This is a genomic window from Wansuia hejianensis (genome assembly GCF_014337215.1).
GTDB classification, from domain to species: Bacteria; Bacillota; Clostridia; order Lachnospirales; family Lachnospiraceae; genus Scatomonas; species Scatomonas hejianensis.
The window spans coordinates 21,617-44,162 of the sequence record NZ_CP060635.1; the positions used below are offsets into that span (position 1 = coordinate 21,617).

24 protein-coding genes are annotated in these 22,546 nt (G+C 49.5%); 20 read left to right on the forward strand and 4 right to left on the reverse strand.

The window, feature by feature from the left end; genetic code table 11:
• Window positions 1–34: 34 nt before the first annotated feature.
• Complete coding sequence (locus tag H9Q79_RS00095; protein ID WP_249328916.1) at window positions 35–676, reverse strand: orotate phosphoribosyltransferase; 642 nt, start codon at window positions 674–676, stop codon at window positions 35–37.
• A gap of 228 nt (window positions 677–904) precedes the next feature.
• Between H9Q79_RS00095 and H9Q79_RS00100 the strand changes: the two genes are divergently transcribed.
• Complete coding sequence (locus H9Q79_RS00100) at window positions 905–2,083, forward strand: iron-containing alcohol dehydrogenase (protein ID WP_249328917.1); 1,179 nt, start codon at window positions 905–907, stop codon at window positions 2,081–2,083.
• 142 nt (window positions 2,084–2,225) lie between these two features.
• On the opposite strand, the gene H9Q79_RS00105 is transcribed toward H9Q79_RS00100, so the two are convergent.
• Complete coding sequence (locus tag H9Q79_RS00105) at window positions 2,226–3,098, reverse strand: LysR family transcriptional regulator (RefSeq protein WP_249328918.1); 873 nt, start codon at window positions 3,096–3,098, stop codon at window positions 2,226–2,228.
• Window positions 3,099–3,196: 98 nt separating this feature from the next.
• Here H9Q79_RS00105 and H9Q79_RS00110 point away from each other — a divergent pair, with 98 nt between their 5' ends.
• The 6 genes from H9Q79_RS00110 to H9Q79_RS00135 all read left to right on the forward strand — a co-directional run bounded on the left by H9Q79_RS00110 (window position 3,197) and on the right by H9Q79_RS00135 (window position 7,481).
• On the forward strand, window positions 3,197–3,766 hold the full coding sequence (locus tag H9Q79_RS00110) for a chromate transporter (protein ID WP_249328919.1): 570 nt from the start codon (window positions 3,197–3,199) through the stop codon (window positions 3,764–3,766).
• Complete coding sequence (locus H9Q79_RS00115) at window positions 3,763–4,314, forward strand: chromate transporter (protein WP_118645712.1); 552 nt, start codon at window positions 3,763–3,765, stop codon at window positions 4,312–4,314. The genes H9Q79_RS00110 and H9Q79_RS00115 overlap by 4 nt, the downstream gene beginning before the upstream one ends.
• Window positions 4,315–4,480: 166 nt before the next feature.
• Entirely contained in the window at window positions 4,481–5,587 is a 1,107-nt protein-coding gene (locus tag H9Q79_RS00120; RefSeq protein WP_249328920.1) for a helix-turn-helix domain-containing protein, read from the forward strand.
• A gap of 15 nt (window positions 5,588–5,602) precedes the next feature.
• On the forward strand, window positions 5,603–5,803 hold the full coding sequence (locus tag H9Q79_RS00125; RefSeq protein WP_118645708.1) for a PLD nuclease N-terminal domain-containing protein: 201 nt from the start codon (window positions 5,603–5,605) through the stop codon (window positions 5,801–5,803).
• The gene (locus H9Q79_RS00130) at window positions 5,803–6,720 is read left to right on the forward strand and encodes an ABC transporter ATP-binding protein (RefSeq protein WP_118645706.1); all 918 of its coding nucleotides are present in this window, start codon (window positions 5,803–5,805) and stop codon (window positions 6,718–6,720) included. Before H9Q79_RS00125 ends, H9Q79_RS00130 begins: the two co-directional genes overlap by 1 nt.
• Window positions 6,717–7,481: an ABC transporter permease gene (locus H9Q79_RS00135; RefSeq protein ID WP_249328921.1), complete on the forward strand. Its 765-nt coding sequence runs from the start codon at window positions 6,717–6,719 to the stop codon at window positions 7,479–7,481. The genes H9Q79_RS00130 and H9Q79_RS00135 overlap by 4 nt, the downstream gene beginning before the upstream one ends.
• Before the next feature lie 40 nt (window positions 7,482–7,521).
• On the opposite strand, the gene trxA is transcribed toward H9Q79_RS00135, so the two are convergent.
• On the reverse strand, window positions 7,522–7,833 hold the full coding sequence (gene trxA / locus H9Q79_RS00140; protein WP_118645702.1) for a thioredoxin: 312 nt from the start codon (window positions 7,831–7,833) through the stop codon (window positions 7,522–7,524).
• Between the two features lie 140 nt (window positions 7,834–7,973).
• Window positions 7,974–8,639 (reverse strand): Crp/Fnr family transcriptional regulator, encoded by a 666-nt coding sequence (locus H9Q79_RS00145; protein ID WP_118645700.1) that lies wholly within the window; start codon window positions 8,637–8,639, stop codon window positions 7,974–7,976.
• A gap of 190 nt (window positions 8,640–8,829) precedes the next feature.
• Between H9Q79_RS00145 and H9Q79_RS00150 the strand changes: the two genes are divergently transcribed.
• The 13 genes from H9Q79_RS00150 to pepF all read left to right on the forward strand — a co-directional run bounded on the left by H9Q79_RS00150 (window position 8,830) and on the right by pepF (window position 22,499).
• Window positions 8,830–9,129, forward strand: a complete 300-nt coding sequence (locus H9Q79_RS00150) for a BMC domain-containing protein (RefSeq protein ID WP_118645698.1) — start codon at window positions 8,830–8,832, stop codon at window positions 9,127–9,129.
• Window positions 9,130–9,146: 17 nt separating this feature from the next.
• Entirely contained in the window at window positions 9,147–9,425 is a 279-nt protein-coding gene (locus tag H9Q79_RS00155; protein ID WP_118645849.1) for a BMC domain-containing protein, read from the forward strand.
• A 27-nt stretch (window positions 9,426–9,452) separates the two neighbouring features.
• A complete protein-coding gene (locus H9Q79_RS00160) occupies window positions 9,453–11,321 on the forward strand; it encodes a vWA domain-containing protein (RefSeq protein WP_249328922.1) in 1,869 nt (622 codons plus the stop codon).
• A gap of 3 nt (window positions 11,322–11,324) precedes the next feature.
• On the forward strand, window positions 11,325–12,863 hold the full coding sequence (locus H9Q79_RS00165; RefSeq protein ID WP_118645694.1) for an ATP-binding protein: 1,539 nt from the start codon (window positions 11,325–11,327) through the stop codon (window positions 12,861–12,863).
• Between the two features lie 317 nt (window positions 12,864–13,180).
• The gene (gene spo0A, locus H9Q79_RS00170; RefSeq protein ID WP_118645692.1) at window positions 13,181–13,969 is read left to right on the forward strand and encodes a sporulation transcription factor Spo0A; all 789 of its coding nucleotides are present in this window, start codon (window positions 13,181–13,183) and stop codon (window positions 13,967–13,969) included.
• Between the two features lie 110 nt (window positions 13,970–14,079).
• Window positions 14,080–15,519, forward strand: coding sequence for a glycogen synthase GlgA (gene glgA, locus H9Q79_RS00175; protein ID WP_118645690.1), 1,440 nt, complete (start codon window positions 14,080–14,082; stop codon window positions 15,517–15,519).
• Between the two features lie 441 nt (window positions 15,520–15,960).
• Window positions 15,961–17,022: a recombinase RecA gene (recA, locus tag H9Q79_RS00180; RefSeq protein WP_249328923.1), complete on the forward strand. Its 1,062-nt coding sequence runs from the start codon at window positions 15,961–15,963 to the stop codon at window positions 17,020–17,022.
• Window positions 17,023–17,025: 3 nt separating this feature from the next.
• Window positions 17,026–17,502: a regulatory protein RecX gene (locus tag H9Q79_RS00185; protein ID WP_118645686.1), complete on the forward strand. Its 477-nt coding sequence runs from the start codon at window positions 17,026–17,028 to the stop codon at window positions 17,500–17,502.
• Window positions 17,503–17,585: 83 nt separating this feature from the next.
• Window positions 17,586–19,154, forward strand: a complete 1,569-nt coding sequence (gene rny / locus H9Q79_RS00190; RefSeq protein WP_249328924.1) for a ribonuclease Y — start codon at window positions 17,586–17,588, stop codon at window positions 19,152–19,154.
• A 211-nt stretch (window positions 19,155–19,365) separates the two neighbouring features.
• Entirely contained in the window at window positions 19,366–19,695 is a 330-nt protein-coding gene (locus tag H9Q79_RS00195) for a hypothetical protein (RefSeq protein WP_249328925.1), read from the forward strand.
• Window positions 19,696–19,977: 282 nt separating this feature from the next.
• Window positions 19,978–20,325: a helix-turn-helix domain-containing protein gene (locus H9Q79_RS00200; protein ID WP_249328926.1), complete on the forward strand. Its 348-nt coding sequence runs from the start codon at window positions 19,978–19,980 to the stop codon at window positions 20,323–20,325.
• Window positions 20,326–20,339: 14 nt separating this feature from the next.
• Window positions 20,340–20,579 carry a hypothetical protein gene (locus H9Q79_RS00205; protein ID WP_118645680.1) on the forward strand — a complete coding sequence of 80 codons (240 nt, stop codon included), beginning with the start codon at window positions 20,340–20,342 and terminating at the stop codon, window positions 20,577–20,579.
• 108 nt (window positions 20,580–20,687) lie between these two features.
• Window positions 20,688–22,499 (forward strand): oligoendopeptidase F, encoded by a 1,812-nt coding sequence (gene pepF, locus H9Q79_RS00210; RefSeq protein ID WP_249328927.1) that lies wholly within the window; start codon window positions 20,688–20,690, stop codon window positions 22,497–22,499.
• Window positions 22,500–22,546: the final 47 nt, after the last annotated feature.

The following is a 22,546-nucleotide window of genomic DNA, read 5'->3' on the forward strand; positions in this document are numbered from 1 at the left end:
TCCTCTGCGCAGTTGGTTTTGAGCCAGGAGAAATTTATAGTTCTGAGTATCCAAAGCTGTTGACCAGTGCGTCCAGCGGCACTTTGTTTTTACAAAGGGGACATTCCCCATGGCGGTAGGAGACATAGTCAGGAATATCCTCAGGGTGGAAGGCAGAAGTAATTTCCACTCCGTCAATCTCAGTAATGGCGCTGAATATGGCGGTAACGCCGCTGATTATGCCCTGGTAATAGCGGATGCATTCCAGTCCGGCCTGAAGTGTATGGCCCGTATCGACAGAACCCAGCAAGACGAGGATATGTTTCCGGCGGATCGCAATCTGAAGATTGTCCCGGAAGATGATCTGTCCCGAAGAGCTGTATTCCGGAGACACCACGTAGATCGTGCGGTGGGCGTTGTAGGAGAGTATCCCGGATTTTGTAAGTTCTTCAGCCAGATAAGTCCCGATTACTTCCGTACCGTCCAGACAGACGATCGTATCCACCGGAGTCGTGATTTCATACCGGGTAGACAAGACAGAAGCAACGCCGTGAGCTTCGCTGCAGCGGGTTTTCATGGTGGTAATATCCATGTAATTCGTGATATGCGACTGTGAAGTGGCAAAATGTCCGGGTATTACCTTCAGCTGTACTCTGGGATCCAGCTGGGCTTTGATTTTGATTACTTCCTTGTTCATAACTCCCTCTCCTTTCATCCGCGCTGTAGACGGATTAGCAGTAATATTTGACAGATGTTGTGCAAATATCGCTGCAAATACATGATATAGTAAGAATATTATACCATAATATCCCGGACAACACAATTGGTCTGTAATCTGAGACAAAACGGAAGTTGACTGTCTGGGTATTTGTAGTACAATATCAGTAGCGTATTTATGAGTAAAGTTGATTCAGGAGGGAACAGGATGCAGAATTTTATACAGTATACGCCGACAGAGGTGGTTTTTGGCAAAGGTACGGAGGCCCTGACGGGGGCAGAGGCTGTGAAATGGGGAGGCCGACGGGTGCTGATTGTCTTTGGCGGCGGGAGCGTTGTCCGCAGCGGGTTGCTGAAGCGTGTGGAAGACTCATTGGAGCAGGCTGGGGTTGCCTACGAAGAATTTGGAGGCGTGAAGCCGAACCCAAGGCTGTCCCATGCGGAGGAAGGAGTGAAACGGGCTGTTGAATTTGGAGCGGACATGATCCTGGCAGTCGGAGGGGGAAGCTCCATTGATACGGCAAAGGGTATCGCGCATGGAGCGGCGAATCCTGGGGTAAAGCTCTGGGATATCTGGACGAAAAAGGTGCCGCTTGAACGGTCACTGCCCATTGGTGCGGTGCTGACAATTGCGGCGGCAGGAAGTGAGATGAGTGATTCCGCCGTTTTAACCAATGAGGAGACCGGCAAAAAGGCAGGAATTAATACGGATTTCAACCGGGTAAAGTTTGCTGTGATGAATCCGGAGCTGACTTATACTCTGCCGGAATATCAGTTAGCCTGTGGTGTGACAGATATCATGATGCATACGATGGAACGCTATTTTATACCGGGTATCAAGTGCCAGCTGACTGATGAAATAGCAGAGGGGCTGCTGCGGACCGTGATTGAGAATGGCCGGATCGTGCTGAAGAATAAACAGGACTATGACGCCCAGGCTGAGATCATGTGGTGCTCCAGTTTATCTCACAATAATCTGACAGAGGCGGGCAGGGGAAAGGATTTTTCCGTGCATAAGCTGGGCCATGCGCTGAGCGCGAAATACGATGTGGCCCATGGGGCCAGCCTTGCGGCGGTCTGGGGCTCCTGGGCGAAGTATGTATACGGGGGAGCGCTGGAACGGTTCGCGAAGTTCGGGCGGAAGGTCTGGGGAGTGCAGGCGGAGGACGATCAGACGGCTGCACTTGAAGGGATTGAGGCAACCGTGGAGTATTTCCATGCCATTGGGATGCCTGTAAGCCTTAAGGAGCTGGGAGTTGCGCCGTCTCCTGCGGAGTTAAAGGCACTCGCTCTGGATGCTACCATGAATGACAGTGTGAAGCTGACGAGAATCAGGCCGCTGGGTGCAAAAGAGATCCTGGAGATATTTGAGATGGCGCTTGGTTAAAGCCTGTAAAAGACGTCCCTCCTGCGGGCATCGGGACGGAAAAGGAATGTGTGAGACAGCTGCAGGGGTGTCCGCCTGTCCTGCGTGGGGTAACACGTAGAACACGGTGGATGCCCCTGCAGTTTCTTGTCCGGGGAGATTCTCAGCGCTGCTGTTTCACAAGGCTGACGATGTTTTGCAGAGGTTCGTTCAGATGCTTTTGCTTTTTAAATACAAAATGTGTGTGATTGACCAGGGGCAGGCCTGGGAGGTGCAGCTCGGCCAATGAGTGGTTTTCTACTTTTTTCCGGATCATATTGACGGGAAGAAAAGCAACGCCAAAATCCTGCAGCGCGGCCTGAAGCAGTGCATTGGAATTGGTGGAAGTCCAGTCGGGAACGGCGCACAGGCCCTGCAGCAGAAAAAAGCTGTCTACGGTGTCCCGGATGGCGCTTCCCTTTTCACGCATCAGCAGAGGGAGATTGATAAGTTCATTCAGAGAACTCACTGGGTGGCTGAGAGCAAAGGAGGGGGAACAGACTGCGTGTATAGTATAGGAAGAAAATGGTATTCCCTCCGCCCATTCGGCGGATACAACGCCTTCGATGAATGCGGCGTCCAGATCATTGCTGTTCAGCTTTTCCATAACTGTGGCCGCACTGGCTATTACCACTTCGATTCTGACGGCAGGGAATTTCTCCTTTTGCAGCCGCAGGAGCTGAGGGAGGCGGTCGTTAGCAATGGTGATGCAGGAACCGATGCGCAGCGCAGACTGGCTGTCCAATCGGTTAAGATCCTGCTCTACTTCCCTGTAAAGTTCCAGCAGGGCTTCGCTTTTATCCAGCAGAAGCCTGCCGGTGGGCGTTAGTACCACCTGCTTTGGATAGCGCTCAAATAAGAGCGTGCCTGCTTCCCGCTCCAGCTCTGATATGGCTTTAGATACGGCAGGCTGTGTCATATACAGGGCTGCGGCTGCTTTTGTAAAACTTTTCATTTGGGCTGCGGTCTGAAAAATGTGAAGCTTTCGTATGTCCATGAGTGATTCTCCATAACTGTATGGTTATCTGTTCTATGAAATAATATAATTTTATTTATCTTTCGTCAAGTGGTAGAATAGCGGGAGAGGTGGAAAATATGAAAAGTAAAAAGGACCTGGCCTGGATGTTCTGTATCAATTTATTCATCAGCGCGTTTACCTTTGGAGGCGGATACGTTGTCATCCCGATGATACGGAAATATTATGTGGAAAAGAAAAGATACTTTGACGAAGAGGAGCTGATGAAGATTGCGGCAATTGCTCAGTCTTCTCCGGGCGCGATCGCGGTTAATATGAGTGCGCTGTCCGGCTACAGAGTGGCCGGAAGAGCTGGACTGGCGGTTGGCTGCGTGGCCGCGGTCCTGCCTCCGCTGATCATTCTGGCCGCCGTGTCGGCGGTCTACGCGTTAATTCGCGACAATGCGGTCGTAAACGCGGTGCTGAAGGGAATGGAAGCGGGAGTCGCAGCTTTAATTGTGGAAGTGATTTATGATATGTACGTTATGGTCTTCAGAGAAAAGCAGTGGTTTTTTTCACTGATGGCGCCTGCTGTTTTCGTGCTGAATTACGTATTTAAAATCAATGTGGCGCTTTTAATTGCCGGAAGCGTGTTCATATGCATTTTAAAGGCGGGACTGGCGCGCAGGAAGGAAAGGAGGACGTCATGAAGCTTCTCTGGGAGATGTTTTTTACATTTTTTAAGATCGGGCTGTTTAGCATCGGCGGCGGCTATGCAATTATTCCTATGATTCATGAGCAGGTGGTCCTCACCTATCACTGGCTGAGTGCCCAGGAATTCACCGACATCATTACTATTTCCCAGATGACTCCGGGACCGCTGGCGATCAATACTTCAACGTTTGTGGGGATGAGAGTGGGTGGAATTGCTGGAGCGCTTTGTGCGACTGCCGGGTGTATCTGCATGGGTGTGGTAATTTCCTGCGGGCTTTACCGTATGTTCTCCAGATTTTCAGGGTCTGCATATTTTGCTGAGATACTGAAGGGGCTGAAGGCCAGCTCTCTTGGTCTGATCGCTTCCGCGGCTGTGATTATACTCTGTCTTGCGTTTTTTGGCGGGGCAGCTGCCAGCACCGGCAGCCTGGAACTGCGGGCGGTGCTTATTTTTCTGGTTACGCTGGTTATCTCCAGGAAGTTCAAACTCAATCCGGTGCTGCTGATGATTCTGGCAGGGGTTTTGGGGGCTGTACTGTACTAAAAAAGGGTTTGGATGGCGTTTTTTGGATTATATGAGAAGGTTTTACGGGCAGCCCGTCTGCCCGTTTTTGATGTTTCCGGGAAGTTGATTTTGTCAACTAAAGTCAACTGCAAATCGATTGAAGTTGGTGGATAGCGGGCATATAATCTTTACAGAGGTGATGAATATGAAAGAGATTAATATCGCGGGCGCCATTACCAGGAAGAGAAAAGAAAAAGGGATCACACAGGAAGAGCTGGCGTGCTATATAGGCGTTTCTAAAGCATCTGTGTCAAAATGGGAAACAGGACAAAGCTATCCTGATATCGTATTTTTGCCGCAGCTGGCGTCTTATTTTAATATCAGCCTGGATGAGCTGATGGGTTATCAGCCCCAGATGACAGATGAAGAGATTAAGGAGCTCTATTACCGACTGGCGGAAAAGTTTTCCAGGAAGCCTTTTGAAGAAGTGATGGAGGAGTGCCGGGAGGTCACCAAAAAGTATTTCGCATGTCTGCCGCTGCTGCTCCAGATTGCTGTGCTGTATATCAACCATTTTGGGCTGGCCCGGGAGAAAGAAAGGCAAAAAGAAGTTCTGGAGGAAGCAAAATCACTTTGCAGAAGGATTAAGGAAGAGAGCCAGGAGATCGGGATGTGCAGGCAGGCCAATACTATGGAGGCCATGGCCGAAGTGGCCCTGGGCAATCCCCAGGCTGCTGCAGAGCTTTTAGAGGATGTAAATGATCCGATGATGGGTGAAGAAGTTATTCTGGCGAATGCCTGTTACCTGACGGGAGATGTGGAAAAAGCAAAGGAAACGATACAGGTGGGACTGTTCCGTCATGTGCTGGGCTTTGTCAGTGATGTTCCCCAATGTCTGATGCTCTATGTGGAAGAGAAGGAGAGGTTTGAAGAAATTCTCAGGCGTGCCCTGGCTGTGTGCAGCCTTTTCCATATGGAGCAGCTCCATCCCTCCATGCTGAGCGGGATTTACATGACCGGGGCCAATGGGTATGCCAGCCAGGGGGAATACGAAAAGGCATTGGAACTGCTCAGGAAATTTGCAGATTTGTTTGCAGGAATGAATCTGCTGCTTATTTCGGAAGGAGATTCTTTTTTTGACAAAATCAGCGGCTGGCTGGGGCAGTTGAAGCTGGGGCTGAAGCCGCCCAGGGACGAGAAGACAATCCGGCAGAGTATGTTGGACGTTGTTGAGCATCATCCGGTTTTTGCTCCGCTGAAGAATTATGAACAATACCGGAGAATTGTTGAGAAGCTGAAAAGTCTGGTCTGAGAAAGGGGAACTGGCATGGATATCATTGCAGAATACTGGCCGTTTCTGGCGCCTTATATCGTAATTGAACTGATTTTGGCGGTGGCCGCGCTGATTCATGTGCTGAGGCATCCCAATTACCGCTTTGGAAATAAGGCGGTGTGGATTCCTGTGGTACTTTTGCTGCAGATCATCGGTCCGGTGTTGTATTTTGTGTTCGGCAGGGGTGAAGAGTGATGGAAATATTAGAGATCAGAGATCTTCATAAGAGATTTGGAAGCCACGAAGTTTTGAGCGGCCTGAACATGGTGATTCCAGAACATACCATATTCGGCTTTGTTGGGCAAAATGGTGCGGGTAAGACGACGACGATGAAAATTGTTCTGGGGCTGCTCCGGCCGGACGGCGGCGAAGTGGCGGTGTGCGGGCAGCGGGTCTCCTATGGCGGGACCAGATCAAACCGGTGTGTGGGATATCTGCCGGATGTTCCTGAATTCTATGGATATATGACCCCGGTGGAATACCTGAAGCTGTGCGGGGAAATTACAGGGCTTGAAAGCGGCCGGATCAGGGCCAGGGGTAGAGAACTGCTGGACCTGGTCGGGCTGGCTGGCGATAAAAAAAGGATCGGAGGCTTTTCCAGGGGTATGAAGCAGCGTCTGGGGATTGCTCAGGCGCTTTTGAATGAACCGCGGCTGCTGATCTGCGATGAGCCTACTTCAGCGCTGGATCCTATTGGGAGAAAGGAAATTCTGGATATTCTGTCGGCAGTCAGAGAGAAAACAACCGTGGTATTTTCCACTCACATACTCACAGACGTGGAGAGGATCTGCGATCATGTGGCTCTTCTGCACGGAGGAAAACTGGCTCTGTGCGGTACGCTTTCAGAAATACGTGGTTCGTACAGGCGCAGCGGGTTCCGCATTGAGTTCCGGAATCCGGAGGATGCCAGGATGTTTTCAGAATGCGGAGAACTGAAAAGCCCTGGAACGACAGTTTCTGCGGAGGGGGCAGTCCTGACCATTGAGTCGCCGGAGGAAGGGGCGAAAGGAAAGGTTCTTATCAGGCTTTTGGCGGAAAAGCAGATGGTTCCACTCCATTTTGAGATCCTGGAGCCATCGTTGGAGAGTATATTTGCGGAGGCGGTAGTATGAGAAATTACGTGACATTTCTAAAAAAAGAATGGTTGGAAAGCCTGCGGACCTACAAGCTGTTCGTCATGCTGGCGTCTTTTTCCATCCTGGGGATAATGAATCCTCTTATTGCAAAGCTGACGCCTGAAATCATAGATCTGGCAATGCCGGAGGGAATGGAGATTGCGGTCGCCGTGCCGACTGCCTTTGATTCATGGGCACAGTTTTACAAAAACACTGGGCAGATCGGAGTGATTGTTACGGTGATCGTGTTCAGCGGTATCATCAGCGGGGAGCTGTCCAGAGGAACCCTGATACACATGCTGACCAAAGGTCTGTCCCGGAGCTCTGTCATTTTGTCAAAATATACGTATATGGTGATGCTGTGGAGTGCCGGCCTCGGGCTGTCCTGTTTGATCACCTGGGTTTATACGGTATATTTGTTTCCGGATGGACGGATATCCCATCTGTTCTTTTCCGTGTTTTGCCTGTGGCTGTTCGGCGTGTTCCTTCTGGCGCTGCTGCTCTTTGCCGGGAGTCTTGTGAGAGCCACGGGCGGAGGGCTGCTGCTGACCGGAGCGGGGGTGGGCGCCTGTATGGCGCTGCAGATGATTCCTGTCCTGCAGAAGCGCACGCCCTTTGCGCTGGTGACGGAAAACATGGGGCTGATACAGAACACAGTAAAGCCCCCGGAGCTTTCATGCGCCGCGGGGATCACGGGAGTGCTCGCCCTGGTGCTTGCTGCGGGGGCAGTTCTGGCTTTCAGAAAAAAACAACTCTGATTATGCCCGGAACAGTGTTCACGGAGTCTTGCCTGTTCTGTTACTTCAGCAGTTCGAGGATATCTTCCTTGGGCCGGAAGCCGGAAGCTCTCTTCTTAAGCTTGCCATTTTCAAATACCATCAGCGTTGGAATGCTGGCGACGCGGAATTGAGAAGCCATTTCCGGAACTTCGTCCACATTCACCTTGGCTACTTTCATTTGTCCTGCGTATTCTTCGGCTATTTCTGAAATAACCGGGGAGAGCATGCGGCACGGGCCGCACCAGGGCGCCCAAAAATCCACCAGAACGGGCTTGCTTGCATTGATTACCTCATCTTCAAAATTTTGAACGGTCAGATTAATTTCAGCCATTTTTATATCCTCCTGTCGATTAATATTTTATTTGATGGTTTTATTGTAATGGAATTCTTTAGCAAATACCGTGACTGAGTCTCATTTCCGGTATTTTTTTGAAAAAGAGCAGACATGGTCTGCTCTCAGGTTTTTTGTATTCAGATCATCCTACGCAGGCTTTCAATATCCTTCAGCCTGATGGAACCCCGTTTGAATTCTACCAGATCCTCTGACGCGAACCGCTTCAGCATCCGGGCAACTACCTCCCGGGCGGAATTCGTGTGCTGGGCGATCTGTTCATGGGTCATCTTTATTTCTGAACGTCCCGTGCGGTCATATTCTTCTGTCAAAAAAGCAGCCAGGCGCCTGTCGTAGCCCTTGAACAAAATCATCTGCATCGTCCACATGACAGAAGAAAAACGTTCGCAGAGCAGTTCAAACATAAAACAGCGGACATAAATATTCTGGCTGGTCAGCTTTTCAAAGGAGGCGGAATTGACGACGAGCAATTCGCAGTCTGTCTCGGCCGTCATCTGTGTGTCAAAAGTGATCTGTTCAACGACGCAGGAGGCAGATAGCACGCAGGGATCACCCTTGCGGAGCCGAAAAAGTGTGATTTCCCGTCCCTCTTCCGACAGGATATAAGTGCGTATTTCACCGCGCAAAACCAGCAGCATGCCGAGACATTCACAGCCGCCGCTGTGTATCAGTGCCCCCTTTTGATAAGCATGCACGGCTGAGTGAGCACGCACAAAGGTCTTTTCGTCCTCAGACAGGCTGTTCCAATAGGGGAGGTTTTTCAGGTTTAAATCGGTTTGCTCCATGTCGTTTACTCCTTTCAGGAGGGCTTTTATAATATATTATAAGAAAACAAAAGAAAGAAATCAATCCCTGGAATCCAAGCTTGTGTTTTTGTGCTTCCAATAGTATAATAATATGAAGTAAACGGATATATCCGCCCGGGCGGATATGGCTGTACATGAAAGCAGTAAATGTGTTGCACAGGAGGATACGATGTCAGAAGAATACAGGGGAATGGCACTTGGAATGTTCGAGCTGGACAACCTGGTAGCCTGTTTTGTCGCGCTGGATGCGGCGTCCAAGGCAGCGAACGTGAGGATACAGGGAGTGGAAAGAAACCGTCTCAAAAGCGGGGCCTGTGTAAAGATGCGCGGAAATGTATCTGACGTACGCGCAGCTATGGAAGTTGCCCTGGCCGCAGCGGAACCGATTTCAACAGTTGTTTCTCATAATATTATAGCCGCTCCTGCAGAAGATACGGAGATTGGCGTGGAAATGACCATTTTGAAATGACAGGGAGAGATAAAACGATGAAATATGGTGCGTTTGGATTAGTGGAGGTAGTTGGCAGTGCGAATGCGGTCCGCGTTGTGGACCAGATGCTGAAGGCGGCCGATGTGAGCTATGAGACCTGGCACACACGCTGCGGAGGCCATGCTACAGTATTCATGAGCGGCGGCGTATCGGCGGTAAAAGCCGCTATAGAGAGCGTAAAAGAGAACCCGCCCTGTGAGATTGTGGCAGCGGCAGTGATATCCAGTCCATCTGAAGAGACTACGAGAATAGTAGAAGAGTGGGCCGGAAAATAAAGGGATGTGTCCCTGTGGAGATGATGTATGAAAAACATCGGAATTTTCCTGTGCACAAATAGGCGCAGAAAAATTCCGGTGCTTTTTAATTTCGGAAAATTTTCCGAATACTTCCTGAAAAAAGGCAAGCTGACAGGTAAGGCCAGGAAAGAGAGGGAAAGAAGGATGAGCCGGGAGCTGCTGGAGGAATTTCACAAGGCAAAGAGAGAATCCCAGAAGCTGTCCCTGGCATTGCAGATCCTGAAGCCGGAGACAGACCTGGAGGGACCGGAGCGAAAAGAGCTTCTGAAATATCTTGATTACCGGCGCCGTTCAGCGGCCATGGAACTGATCAGAGCCGGGGACTTGGCCAGCCTAAGGGCTATGGAGGTACGGGGATGGCTGGAACAGCAGCATCTGGAAGGATACCGCAGGGAGGCCGGCCGCCTGGGAGAGGCGGAGATATGGGCGTACCTCTGTCAGCTATCAGATCCAACATGCAGGAAGCAGGAGGGAAGGGCAGCCCGGGGGAAGACAGCAATCCAATTGGAGACGGATCGTAAAGCGCAGCAGGATGAGGCGGAGCTGTGCGGGAGAATCTGGAAACTGACCGTGAAGAAGCTGAGAATGAAGCTGCCGGGCCTGTCGGAGGCATTGAGCATTCTCCGGTTTGAACGTGATGAGAAAATCAGAGGTCTGGCAGGCGATGGATTTCAGGTTTTTTATCGGAGCGGGGAATTGTTCCCGGCATATGTTGACAGTCCGGAGCTGGTCGCGCGGAACTTATTGCATCTGATCATTCACAACCTATATCTGCATCCTCTGCTGTCTGCCGGGAAGGATGAGAGGCTTTGGAATCTGGCCTGCGATATGACGGCGGAGCGCCTTCTGGACGGCTGGAAGATACGGGGACTGTCCCGACCTGGGAACGAATACAGAGCATTACTGCTGAAAGAACAGCAGCTGCCGGAGCAATGGCAGAGCGCCGGGGTATTATACCAGATTCTCTCCAAGAAAAGCAGAGATCCCGGGGCGCTTGAGAAGCTGGAGGAAGAATTCAGGATAGACGATCACAGGCTGTGGCGTCAGTACAGAAGGACAGAGCGTCCGGAGGATCAGCCGGAAGGAGAAGGCTGTGAAGGGACGGCTGAAAGCCGCAGGCGTATATCCCGCAGCGGGCAGTTTCTGAGGACCTGGAACCGGATCAGAAGGGAATGGAGCCCCAGGATGGATGGCCGCCGCCAGAAGGCCGGTACAAGTGCCGGCAGGGGCGTGCAGGAGGTGATTCTCAGGAAAAGGAAGGAATACGATTACCGCCATTTTTTGGAGGATTTTATGGTGTGTCAGGAAGAGGTGGAACTGGATATGGACAGCTTTGATTTTCTGCCCTACTGGTACAGCAGGACTCATTATCAGGGTATTATCCTGCTGGAGCCTCTGGAATACAGGGAAGTCCATAAGCTGGATGAGATGGTGATCGCTATCGATACATCCGGCTCCTGTTCCGGCCATGTTGTCCGGCGCTTTCTGGAGGAAACCTATCAGATCCTGACTGCAAGAGGGAATTTTTTTCGTAAGATGAAAGTACACATCTTACAGTGCGATTCCATGATACAGGAGCATGTGGTAATCCGTTCCAGGGAAGAATTCCTGGATTATATGGATCAGGTGACGGTGAAAGGGCTGGGCGGTACGGATTTCCGGCCGGTTTTCCGACTGGTGGACCGGCTGATTGAAGAAAAGGAGATACATAATCTGAAGGGGCTTCTCTACTTTACTGACGGGGACGGTATCTATCCGAAGGACAAGCCCTCCTACGAAACGGCGTTTATTTTTCTGAACCGGGAATATGAAAAGCACGAGGTGCCGGAATGGGGGCTGCGGCTGAATTTGGGACTGAAATTGGAGGAAGACTAGCGAATGAACATACAGGAAGCGAAGGAAGAGATCATTCGGACAGTGAAGGTATATACAGACCGGGACGAGGACGGACGGTACCGGATCTCTCCGGTACATCAGCGGCCGGTGCTGCTGATCGGACCGCCTGGAATCGGGAAAACGGCCATCATCCGCCAGGCAGCGGAGGAATGTGATGTGGGTCTCGTGGCTTATACCATTACCCATCATACCCGCCAGAGCGCGGTGGGCCTGCCGGTGGTAGAGAACAGGACCTATCAGGGAAGGCAGGTTTCTGTAACAGAGTATACGATGTCAGAGATCATTGCCTCCGTCTACGAATGCATGGAACAGACAGGGCATCAGCAGGGGATTCTGTTTATTGATGAGATAAACTGTGTGTCGGAGACACTCACGCCTACCATGCTTCAGTTTTTGCAGAATAAGACCTTTGGAACCCATAAGGTTCCGGGCGGCTGGGTGATTGTTGCGGCAGGGAACCCGCCGGAATATAATAAATCTGCCCGGATGTTTGATGTAGTGACCCTGGACCGGGTGAAATCTATCAGCATTGACGTGGATTTTCCGGTCTGGAAGGCCTATGCGGCGCAGAATGGGATACATAGCGCGGTTGTATCTTATCTGTCAGCGAAGCCTCAGAATTTTTATTACATAGAAGAGGGCAGGGGCGACCGTGAATTCGTGACAGCCAGAGGCTGGGAGGATCTCTCGGTATTCATAAAGGCTTATGAGCGTGAACATTTTGAGATTACAGAGGCTGTTGTGGGGGAATACCTCCACAGCGGGAAGATTGCGTCAGATTTTGCCGCTTACTATCAATTGTTCAGCAGCTATCGGAAAAACTACACTCCCGCGGCTGTTCTGGAGGGAAAGCTGAATCCTGAAGAACTGGAGAGCCAGGAGCAGATGTTTGCGGAGGCGCCTCCGGATGAGCAGTACAGCGTGCTGCAGATGATGCTGTCCGGGCTGTATGACAGGTTTAGGGATTATGAAGAAAAAAGGCATTTTCTGCAGCGGAGGCGGGAGATATATTCCCAGATGGCCGGCATGGCCGGGCGTGAACCGGGGCTGGACCTGGATTCTCTGATCTCAAAGTTTACGGAGCAATATGAAGCTGCTCTCAGGGTTAAGGATGAACACAGGCTCATATCGGAAGAAGATTGCCGCAGGGATGAGAAGGCCGGCCGTTTCTTTGGGGCGGCCAGATACCGCCTGAAGGAACATCGGATTGCAGATATCGGCCAGGGTCTTCGCTGGTTTGATGAACATTTTCGTAAAGAAGAATCAGGGATACATGCGGAGGCGAGAGAACTCCTGAATATGCTGGAACGGAGCTTTGAATTTCTGGAAAACAGCGTCGGAGAGGGAGAAAAACTGGGATATTTTATGACCTCTCTCTCAGCGAATCAGGATGCCGCGGCTTTCCTTGGCTCTCATCCCTGTGACAGATATTTCAGTCATTTGGAGCTCATGAAGGTGTCAGAGGAAGAGGCTGAATTACAGCGTGAAATCGTCCAAAATGGATGCTTTGCGGAGGGGTAAATCGTATGTTTTTGGGTGTTTTCCAGAAAAGGTGGCTGTGAAGGATCAGAACAGGCAAATTTTGTCATAAGTATATGAAATGCGTCGAATTTACTCGAAATAGATAAAATAAAGCAAAATTTTTGAATGTCAGAATTTGAAAAAGAATTAGAAAACTTGTCGAACGAAAATGAAGATTGTGCTATGATATCTATTGAATTGCGATGCCATAATTCATATAATACAGTTAGTGTTTGAAAGGAATATAAAAAGCTACAAAGGGTGCCCGCCTTTTACAAACATAATAGAAAAGCTGAATGAATTATGGAGGAGATAGTATGGACAAGTTGAATGTTGCAGTTGCCGACGATAATGAACGGATACTGGACCTTTTTGGTACTCTGATCAACAGCGACCGTGAACTGGAGCTGGTGGGAAGCGCTGATAACGGGAAAGATCTGTATGATATTATCCGGCAGAAACAACCGGATGTTGTTCTACTTGATATTATTATGCCGAAAATGGACGGCCTGACGATGATGGAGAAAGTCAATCAAGATACGACCTTGAAAAAGCACCCTGCGTTTATAGTAGTGTCTGCTGTGGGGCAGGACAGGATCACCGAGGATGCGTTTAACCTGGGAGCATTTTATTACATCTTGAAACCATTTGACAACGACATGCTGTTAAACCGCATTAAAAATGTCAGGGGAATATCCACAAGGCGGAGAGAGGGAAAAGGTGTCGGCTGCGATGGACGCAGCAGCCAGCAGGAACGGAATCTGGAACTGGATGTAACGAACATCATACATGAAATTGGCGTACCTGCACATATTAAAGGATACCAGTACCTGAGAGATGCGATCATCCTCTCGGTGGACGACATGGAAATGCTCAATTCCATTACGAAGATTCTGTATCCGACGATCGCTAAAAAATATCAGACGACGCCAAGCCGTGTGGAGCGGGCGATCCGCCATGCGATTGAAGTGGCCTGGAGCCGTGGAAAGATGGATACCATAGATGAGTTATTCGGATATACGGTCAGCACCGGCAAGGGAAAACCGACAAATTCAGAATTTATTGCGCTGATCGCTGATAAAATCAGGCTGGAATATAAGAACTAAGCGAGAAAGAAGGGCTTTTCATTCGATGGAAAATGGGTTATACTTTAACCAGAACCATTTCGCTGAACCGACAGCTGTGGTGAATACCGGAAAAGGGGGATTTTCCATACATGAAAAAGATATTATTTGTTTCTTCGGAAAGTGTGCCGTTTATTAAAACCGGGGGACTGGCCGATGTGGTCGGGTCACTTCCGAAGTGTTTTCCCAAAGAATATTTTGATGTCAGAGTCGTGATTCCCAAGTATGCCTGCATGAAAGAACAGTTCAAGGATCAGCTTAGATTTATTACCAGCTTTTATATGGATTTGAACTGGAGACAGCAGTATGTTGGTATATTCTCTACAGAATATGAGGGGATTACTTTTTATTTCATCGATAATGAAGAACATTTTTCCGGAAGCGCGCCGTATTTCGGAATGCCGTGGGACCTGGAGAAGTACGCTTTCTTTTCTAAAGCAGCGCTTTCCATACTTCCGGTCATTGATTTCCGGCCGGATATCATACACTGCCATGACTGGCAGACAGGGCTGGTTCCTGTTTATCTCCATGAACGGTTCCAGGGAAGTGAATTTTACCGGGGAATTAAATCAATCATGACCATACATAACCTGAAGTTCCAGGGGGTATGGGATATGAAGACTGTCAAAAGCATTACCGGGCTTCCGGACTACTATTTTACGCCGGACAAGCTGGAGTTTAACAAAGACGCCAGTTATCTGAAGGGCGGGCTGGTGTACGCGGACGCCATCACGACCGTCAGCAGGACATATGCGGAAGAGATTAAGACGCCGTTTTACGGAGAAGGCCTGGACGGGCTCATGAGAGCCAGATCAGGTGATCTGAGGGGAATTGTCAACGGGATTGACTATGAGGATTATAATCCGGAGACAGACTCCCATATTTATAAAAACTTCAGCCTCAGGACCTTCAGGAAGGAAAAGAGCAAGAACAAAACCGGCCTGCAGCAAGAGCTGGGGCTGGATGTGGATGCAAAGACCATGATGATCGGTATTGTATCACGGCTGACAGACCAGAAGGGCTTTGATTTAATAGCCTATATGATGGATGAGATATGTCAGGATGGCATACAGCTTGTGATTTTGGGAACCGGTGATCCAAAATACGAGAATATGTTCCGGCACTATGCCTGGAAATATGATAAAAAAGTATCAGCCAATATATTTTACTCAGAGGAAATGTCACACAAGATTTATGCTGCCTGTGATGCTTTTCTGATGCCGTCTCTCTTCGAGCCATGCGGGCTGAGTCAGCTGATGAGCCTGAGATACGGAACGGTTCCCATTGTTCGTGAGACGGGCGGGCTGAAAGATACTGTACAGCCCTACAACGAATACGAAGGAACAGGGACGGGATTTTCCTTTGCCAATTATAATGCCCACGAGATGCTGGGAACCATCCGGTATGCGGAGAGGATTTTCTATGATCGGAAACGGGAGTGGAATAAGATTGTGGACCGGGCTATGGCTGAAGACTATTCCTGGAACAGCTCGGCGAGGCAGTATCAGGAGCTGTATGACTGGCTGGCCTGACCGGGTATTGTTAGATGCTTTATCTGAAGCGAAGGTGCCGCTGAATGATCTGACTGGATGGTTCTGCGGCACCTTCTGTTTCTATAATAAAATTTTTAGAATTGGAAGATTGCTTTTTAAAGGGAAATTTGCTATACTTTTTTTATTCAGAGACGGATTCTCCGTTTCTCATCTGATTCTATCCGATGAATCTGTCGGGTTGCCCACCAGTAATAATTACAGAGAAGGAGCCGGAAGAGGCCAGGAGGCGAAAGAGAGCCTTTTCGGGCGCATTTGCGAAGAAATGCCGGCAGGAGAAAGCACGTACAGGTACTGGCGGGGAGGGGCCGGCAGCAGAAAAAGCGGCCGGGGAAAATAAGGTTTTGCTTGACAGAAGCCGGAAAATATAATAAGATGCTAAGTAGAAAAACGAACGTGTGTTCATATATGAAGGAGATAGAGATGGCAAATAGCGATGATAAAATGCGGGCACTGGATGCTGCCCTGGGGCAGATTGAGAAGCAGTATGGCAAGGGCGCAGTGATGAAGCTGGGAGACACCGGGACGAATATGAATGTGGAGACGGTGCCTACAGGCTCTCTGAGTCTGGACGTTGCGCTGGGGCTCGGCGGAGTGCCGCGTGGGAGGATCATAGAGATTTACGGGCCGGAGTCCTCCGGTAAGACTACTGTCGCACTCCATATGGTAGCTGAAGTTCAGAAGAGAGGCGGGATTGCTGGATTCATAGATGCGGAGCACGCGCTGGACCCTGTCTATGCCAAGAACATCGGCGTTGATATAGACAACCTGTATATATCACAGCCGGACAACGGCGAACAGGCCCTGGAGATCACAGAGACCATGGTCCGTTCCGGAGCTGTGGACATCGTCATTGTGGACTCTGTGGCGGCTCTGGTGCCCAAGGCGGAGATTGACGGGGACATGGGAGACTCCCACGTAGGCCTTCAGGCGAGAATGATGTCACAGGCTTGCCGGAAACTGACCGCTGCCATCAGCAAGACCAACTGTATCGTGATTTTTATCAATCAGCTCCGCGAAAAAGTGGGCGTCATGTTCGGGAATCCGGAGACGACCACGGGAGGGCGTGCCCTGAAGTTTTATTCATCCGTCCGGCTGGACGTCAGGAGAATAGAAGCCCTGAAGCAGGGCGGAGAGGTGATCGGCAACCGCACCCGGATTAAAGTAGTGAAGAATAAGGTGGCCCCGCCCTTCAAGGAAGCAGAATTCGACATCATGTTCGGCAAAGGAATATCCCGTGAGGGAGATGTGCTGGATCTGGCTGTGAAGCTGGACGTGATTCAGAAGAGCGGCGCGTGGTTCGCATACAATGGCAACAAGATCGGCCAGGGCCGTGAGAATTCAAAAATTTATCTGAAAGAGCATCCGGAAGTCATGGATGAGGTAGAAGCCAAGGTCAGAACCTCCTTCGGGCTGCAGGGGGCAAAAGCCGCAGCCGGGCCGCAGCCGGGACCGTCAGAGGAACCGGATATGGCAGAGGAATAATTCATGGACAGAGAAGAAAGCAGGGAAAAAGAAGCCATACGGAAAGCCATGCGTCTGCTGGTCAGCCGGGACCGTTCCGAACAGGAACTGAGAGATCGCCTGGCGCGGGAAGGCTATGACCCTGAATCGGCGGAGGCCGCCATAGAATATGTGAAGTCCTATGGCTATGTCAATGACAGACGGTACGCCGAGAACTATGTGATGAGCGCGGGCAGCAGAAAGAGCAGGGCTGCCCTGCGCTCATTTCTGCAGGATAAAGGAATAGCCGGCGAGGAGATCGAGAACGCCCTGGAAGAATTGCCGGGAGACGAGACAGAGCTGATCGGCCAATTGCTGGTCAAAAAAGCAGGACAACCGCATAAGATGGAAGAAAAAGAGCTGAGAAGGGCATTGGGATATCTCGCAAGGAAGGGGTTTTCATCGGGGGATATCTGGAAGGTGATCCGGGAATATCAGGAAGGATTCAACTTTCTCAACTGACTAATTGACAAATTTGTGAAAACAGTATAAAATTGAAGTGTTGTGAATGTACAATGAAAACTTAATAAGGAGGTGCTCCTGTAATGGATGCAATAACATTGAATGTAATTATTGCAATCGTTGCTGTGGTTGTCACCGTACTTATTGCGGTTCCTGTTGCCAGCAAGGCTGCAGTCGCCAAGAAGGTTCAGCAGGATGCTGAAAAGATTGGCACTGCCGAGGAAAAAGCTAGAAACATAATAGATGAGGCATTAAAAACAGCTGAAACTAAGAAAAGAGAAGCTCTCCTGGAGGCCAAAGAGGAAAACCTGAAAGTTAAGAATGAACAGGACAGGGAGTACCGGGAACGAAGAGCGGAACTGCAGAAGTATGAGAAACGCGTATTGTCTAAGGAAGAGTCTGCGGACAGAAAGGCGGAGGCGTTAGAACGCCGTGAAAATGACCTTACAGCAAAAGAGACAGAGTTAAAGAAAAAGGAAAAGAAAGTCGACGATTTACACGATCAGGAAGTACAGGAACTGGAGAGAATCTCCGGTTTTACCTCCGAACAGGCAAAGGAATATCTTTTAAAATCTGTTGAAGACGAAGTGAAAATTGACACTGCCAAGCTCTACAAGGAATTGGAAGGCAAGGCAAAGGAAGAAGCGGGCCGTAAGGCGAAAGATTTTGTGGTCACTGCCATTCAGAAATGCGCGGTTGATCATGTTGCGGAATCCACAATATCTGTGGTACAGCTTCCAAGCGATGAGATGAAGGGCCGGATTATCGGGCGTGAGGGCCGGAATATCCGTACATTGGAGACATTGACCGGCGTAGATCTGATCATCGACGATACCCCGGAAGCAGTCGTATTATCCTCATTTGATCCAATCCGCAGGGAAGTGGCGCGGATTGCCCTGGAAAAATTGATTGTTGACGGCCGTATCCATCCCGCTCGTATAGAAGAGATGGTGGAAAAGGCACAGAAGGAAGTAGATACCATGATCCGTGAAGAAGGTGAGTCGGCAACCCTGGAGGTTGGCGTTCACGGCATTCATCCGGAGCTGGTTCGTCTGCTGGGACGTATGAAGTTCCGTTCCAGTTATGGACAAAATGCATTAAAGCATTCAATTGAAGTGGCACAGCTGACAGGACTTCTTGCCGGAGAAGTCGGACTGGACGTCCGGGTGGCGAAGCGGGCCGGGCTGTTGCATGATATTGGAAAATCAATCGACCATGAAGTAGAAGGCTCCCATATTCAGATTGGAGCAGACCTCTGCAGGAAGTACAAAGAGTCTAATCTCGTGATTAATGCGGTGGAAGCACATCATGGCGATGTAGAACCCCAGTCCCTGATCGCGTGTGTGGTACAGGCTGCTGATGCGATATCCGCAGCGAGGCCGGGCGCACGAAGGGAAACACTGGAAACATATACGAACAGATTAAAACAGTTAGAAGATATCACGAACTCCTTCAAAGGAGTTGAAAAATCTTTTGCCATTCAGGCAGGTAGAGAAGTCCGCATCATGGTAGTGCCGGAGCAGGTGAATGATGCTGATATGGTATTGCTGGCCAGGGATATATCCAAACAGATCGAGAGTGAGCTGGAGTATCCGGGACAGATTAAAGTGAATGTAATTCGTGAAAGCCGCGTAACTGACTACGCAAAATGATAGTAAAAGGGCTGCTGCATCTGAATCTTCAAGGTTTGGATACAGCAGCCTTTTTCGATTGCCTGCTGTCATGGTAAGCCTGAGGATCTCCGTGGGAAAGGAAAAACGTGTTTGGCTGCGGTCATTGCATAAAATGCCTGCATCTGGTATACTGCTAATAAAGAACCAGGAACACGAGCGCTTTTTATTATATGGAAAGGATCGGTAAAATATGAATGAAATAAAGAGCAGCCTGATCGCACAGCTGCGCGAGATGACGAAGGAAACAGACGTAACTGTAATAGCCCGGGCCATTTTGTATTTCCCAATGCTGAACGACGAGAAGATTGCAGAGATTGTGAATCGGATTTTCCGGGTATGCGGCCAGCACTCCCTGGGGCCGGGACAGATGCTGGATGTCTTGTATGAATACGTCCTGAAGGATGAGATCGGAGAAGAGAATACTGTTCAGGAACAGGAGACACGCCTCGGACAGGTGATGGGTTATACGGATATGGAATTTTTGGATTTTATCCATGTACATTCCATTCGGGATTTTTAAACGTCAATAATGAACGGTTCATCGGTTGCCTGTTATCAGCGTTTCATTGCCGCGCCTGGTTATGGAGAAGCCGGGAGATAAAATTTATAGAATTAGAAAATTGTGAAAACAGGACAGGCGAATCTTTTGAATGGATTTCACCTGCCTGTTATTTTATATCATAAAATATATCCATAAATACATACTGTCAGTATGAGTATAGTTCTGCTGGAATCTGTAAATGATGAATGTTTTCAACTATACTTAGGGTATTATTACACTACTGACAGGAGGTGGTACCGGATGGACGGATTTGGCCGAAGAATACAAGATTGCCGGCAGCGTCAGGGCATGAAACAGGAAGAACTGGCAGAGCTGTCGAAGCTGAGCACGGCATTTATCAGCGCGATTGAACGCGGTGTGAAAAAACCAAGCCTGGAAGCGTTTATCCGGATTGCCAATGCGTTGAACGTTTCTTCGGATGAGTTGCTGATGGATTGCCTGGAGGTACGATTTGACATCAGGTCGTCAGAACTGGGCCAGATGATTGAGGTTTTGAAGCGGCCGGATAGAGAAGCGATTTTGGATGTGGTGGAAGTCATGATAAGACACGCGGAAAAAGGAGGCGTGGACAGGCAGCGTAAGGTATGAGAGGGTGAAAGGTATTGGGTGAGAATGGCAGGAGTGTTTTTTATGAGTTCTATCTCATGTTTGCTGAGCAGATGTATTGTTATTTTATGAGGGAGTGCGGGAATGATGCAGAGCTGGCGGAACGGCTATCCGTGGATCTCTGGGTAAATTTTGCGGCCAGGCAGCCGGAAGCCGCGGGAGCTGACAGAGAGAAAGTCTATGGCTGGCTGAAGACGGCAGCCAGGCAGATGTCGGAACTTTATAGAAAACAGTGAAAAAATAGAATTGAAATTTAAGCCTGTATCAGCCGATCAGGCTTTTTCTTGTTTTAACCGGAAAAAATGAGTATACTATAAAATAGAGAACTATTGATGGAGGAAACTATGACTCAGAAAATAGCATTGCCCACAAGAGAGGAAATGGATCAGGAATATTGCTGGAAGCTGGAAGATATCTTTGAGACGGATGAACTGTGGATGGACAGCTGTACGGAGCTGGAGAAAGGAATTGAAGAATTCAGGGAACTGAAGGGTGAGCTGTCCCGGGGGCCAGAACAGATGTACCAGGTGCTGTGCAAAAGTGATGAGCTGCAGAAACGTCTGGAAAGCATTTATGTGTACGCCAACCAGAAGTATCATCAGGATACGGGAAACCAGCGGTATCAGGAAATGTCCGGTAAGGCTGCAGATTTGTCAGTGCGTCTGTCGGACGCTCTGTCCTTTGTGGAGCCGGAGATCCTGTCTGTAGAGGACCGGGTGCTGGAACAGTGGCTGGCGGATTTTGAACCGTTAGGGGGATACAGGCGTTATCTGGAGGAAGAGATGAGGCTGAAGCCCCACATACTGTCAGAGGAAATGGAAGGGGTGCTGGCAAGGGCCGGGGAGCTGGGAAACAGTCCTCAACAGATATTCATGGCCTTCAACAACGCGGACATAGACTTCGGGACGATACTGGATGAAAATGATGAGGAAGCGGTTCTGACTCATGGAAGATATGTGACATTTATGGAAAGCAGAGACAGGCGGGTCCGGAAAGAGGCTTTTCAGAAACTGTATGAGACCTATGGAAAGCATAAGAATATGCTGGCGGCCACATTTGCCGCGAACCTGAAGCAGGCCAGGTTTTTTGCGTCTCTCCGCCGCTATCCTTCGACTCTGGAAGCGGCCCTGGACGGAGGGAATATACCGGTGACGGTTTATCACAGGCTGATTGAAGCAGTTCATGACAGCCTGCCCGCGATGTATGATTATGTGGCTCTGAGAAAAAGACTTCTGAAATTGGATGAACTGCATATGTATGATGTATACGTACCTATGATTGAGCGGCCGGAAAAGGAGATCAGTTTTTCGGAGGCGAGGGAAATTGTCAAATCGGGATTACAGGTTCTGGGCGAGGATTATACGGCTCTTCTGGAGGAGGGCTTTGAAAATGGATGGATTGACGTGTATGAAAACCAGGGAAAACGCAGCGGAGCTTATTCATGGGGGGCTTACGGCACCCATCCCTACGTTCTTCTGAATTACAGCGGCAATCTGAATTCTGTGTTCACGCTGGCTCATGAGATGGGGCATGCGATCCACAGCTATTATTCAGACCATGCGCAGCCGTATGCGTATGCCGGCTACCGGATTTTTGTGGCAGAGGTGGCTTCTACGTGCAATGAGGCGCTGCTGATCCATTACCTTCTGGAGCAGGCTTCCGGTCAGGAGGAACGGGCGCATTTAATAAATTATTTCCTGGATCAGTTCAAAGGGACGCTGTTCCGCCAGACGATGTTCGCTGAATTTGAGCAGAAGGCCCATGAAATGCTCGCAGAATCGGGCAGTGTATCAGCCCAGGGATTGTGTGAGCTCTATTATGGCCTGAACCAGAAATATTTCGGCCCGGATATGGTAAGCGATCCGGAAATCGCACTGGAGTGGTCGAGGATTCCACATTTCTATACGCCGTTTTATGTCTACCAGTATGCCACTGGCTTTTCAGCTGCTATCGCCATCAGCAGCAAGATACTGAGGGGAGAGCCTGGGATAGTGGAGAAGTATAAGGAATTTCTGAGCGGTGGGAGTTCCAGAGATCCGATCGATCTTCTGAAAATCTGCGGCGTCGATATGACCAGTAAGGAACCTGTGGCGGAAGCATTGCGGGTATTTGCTGAGTATGTGGGCGAGCTGGATGGAATGTTCAGGAAATTTTAAGAAAATATTTGAAGCAAAGTCTTGCAAAAGCTGGAAAGCATGTTACA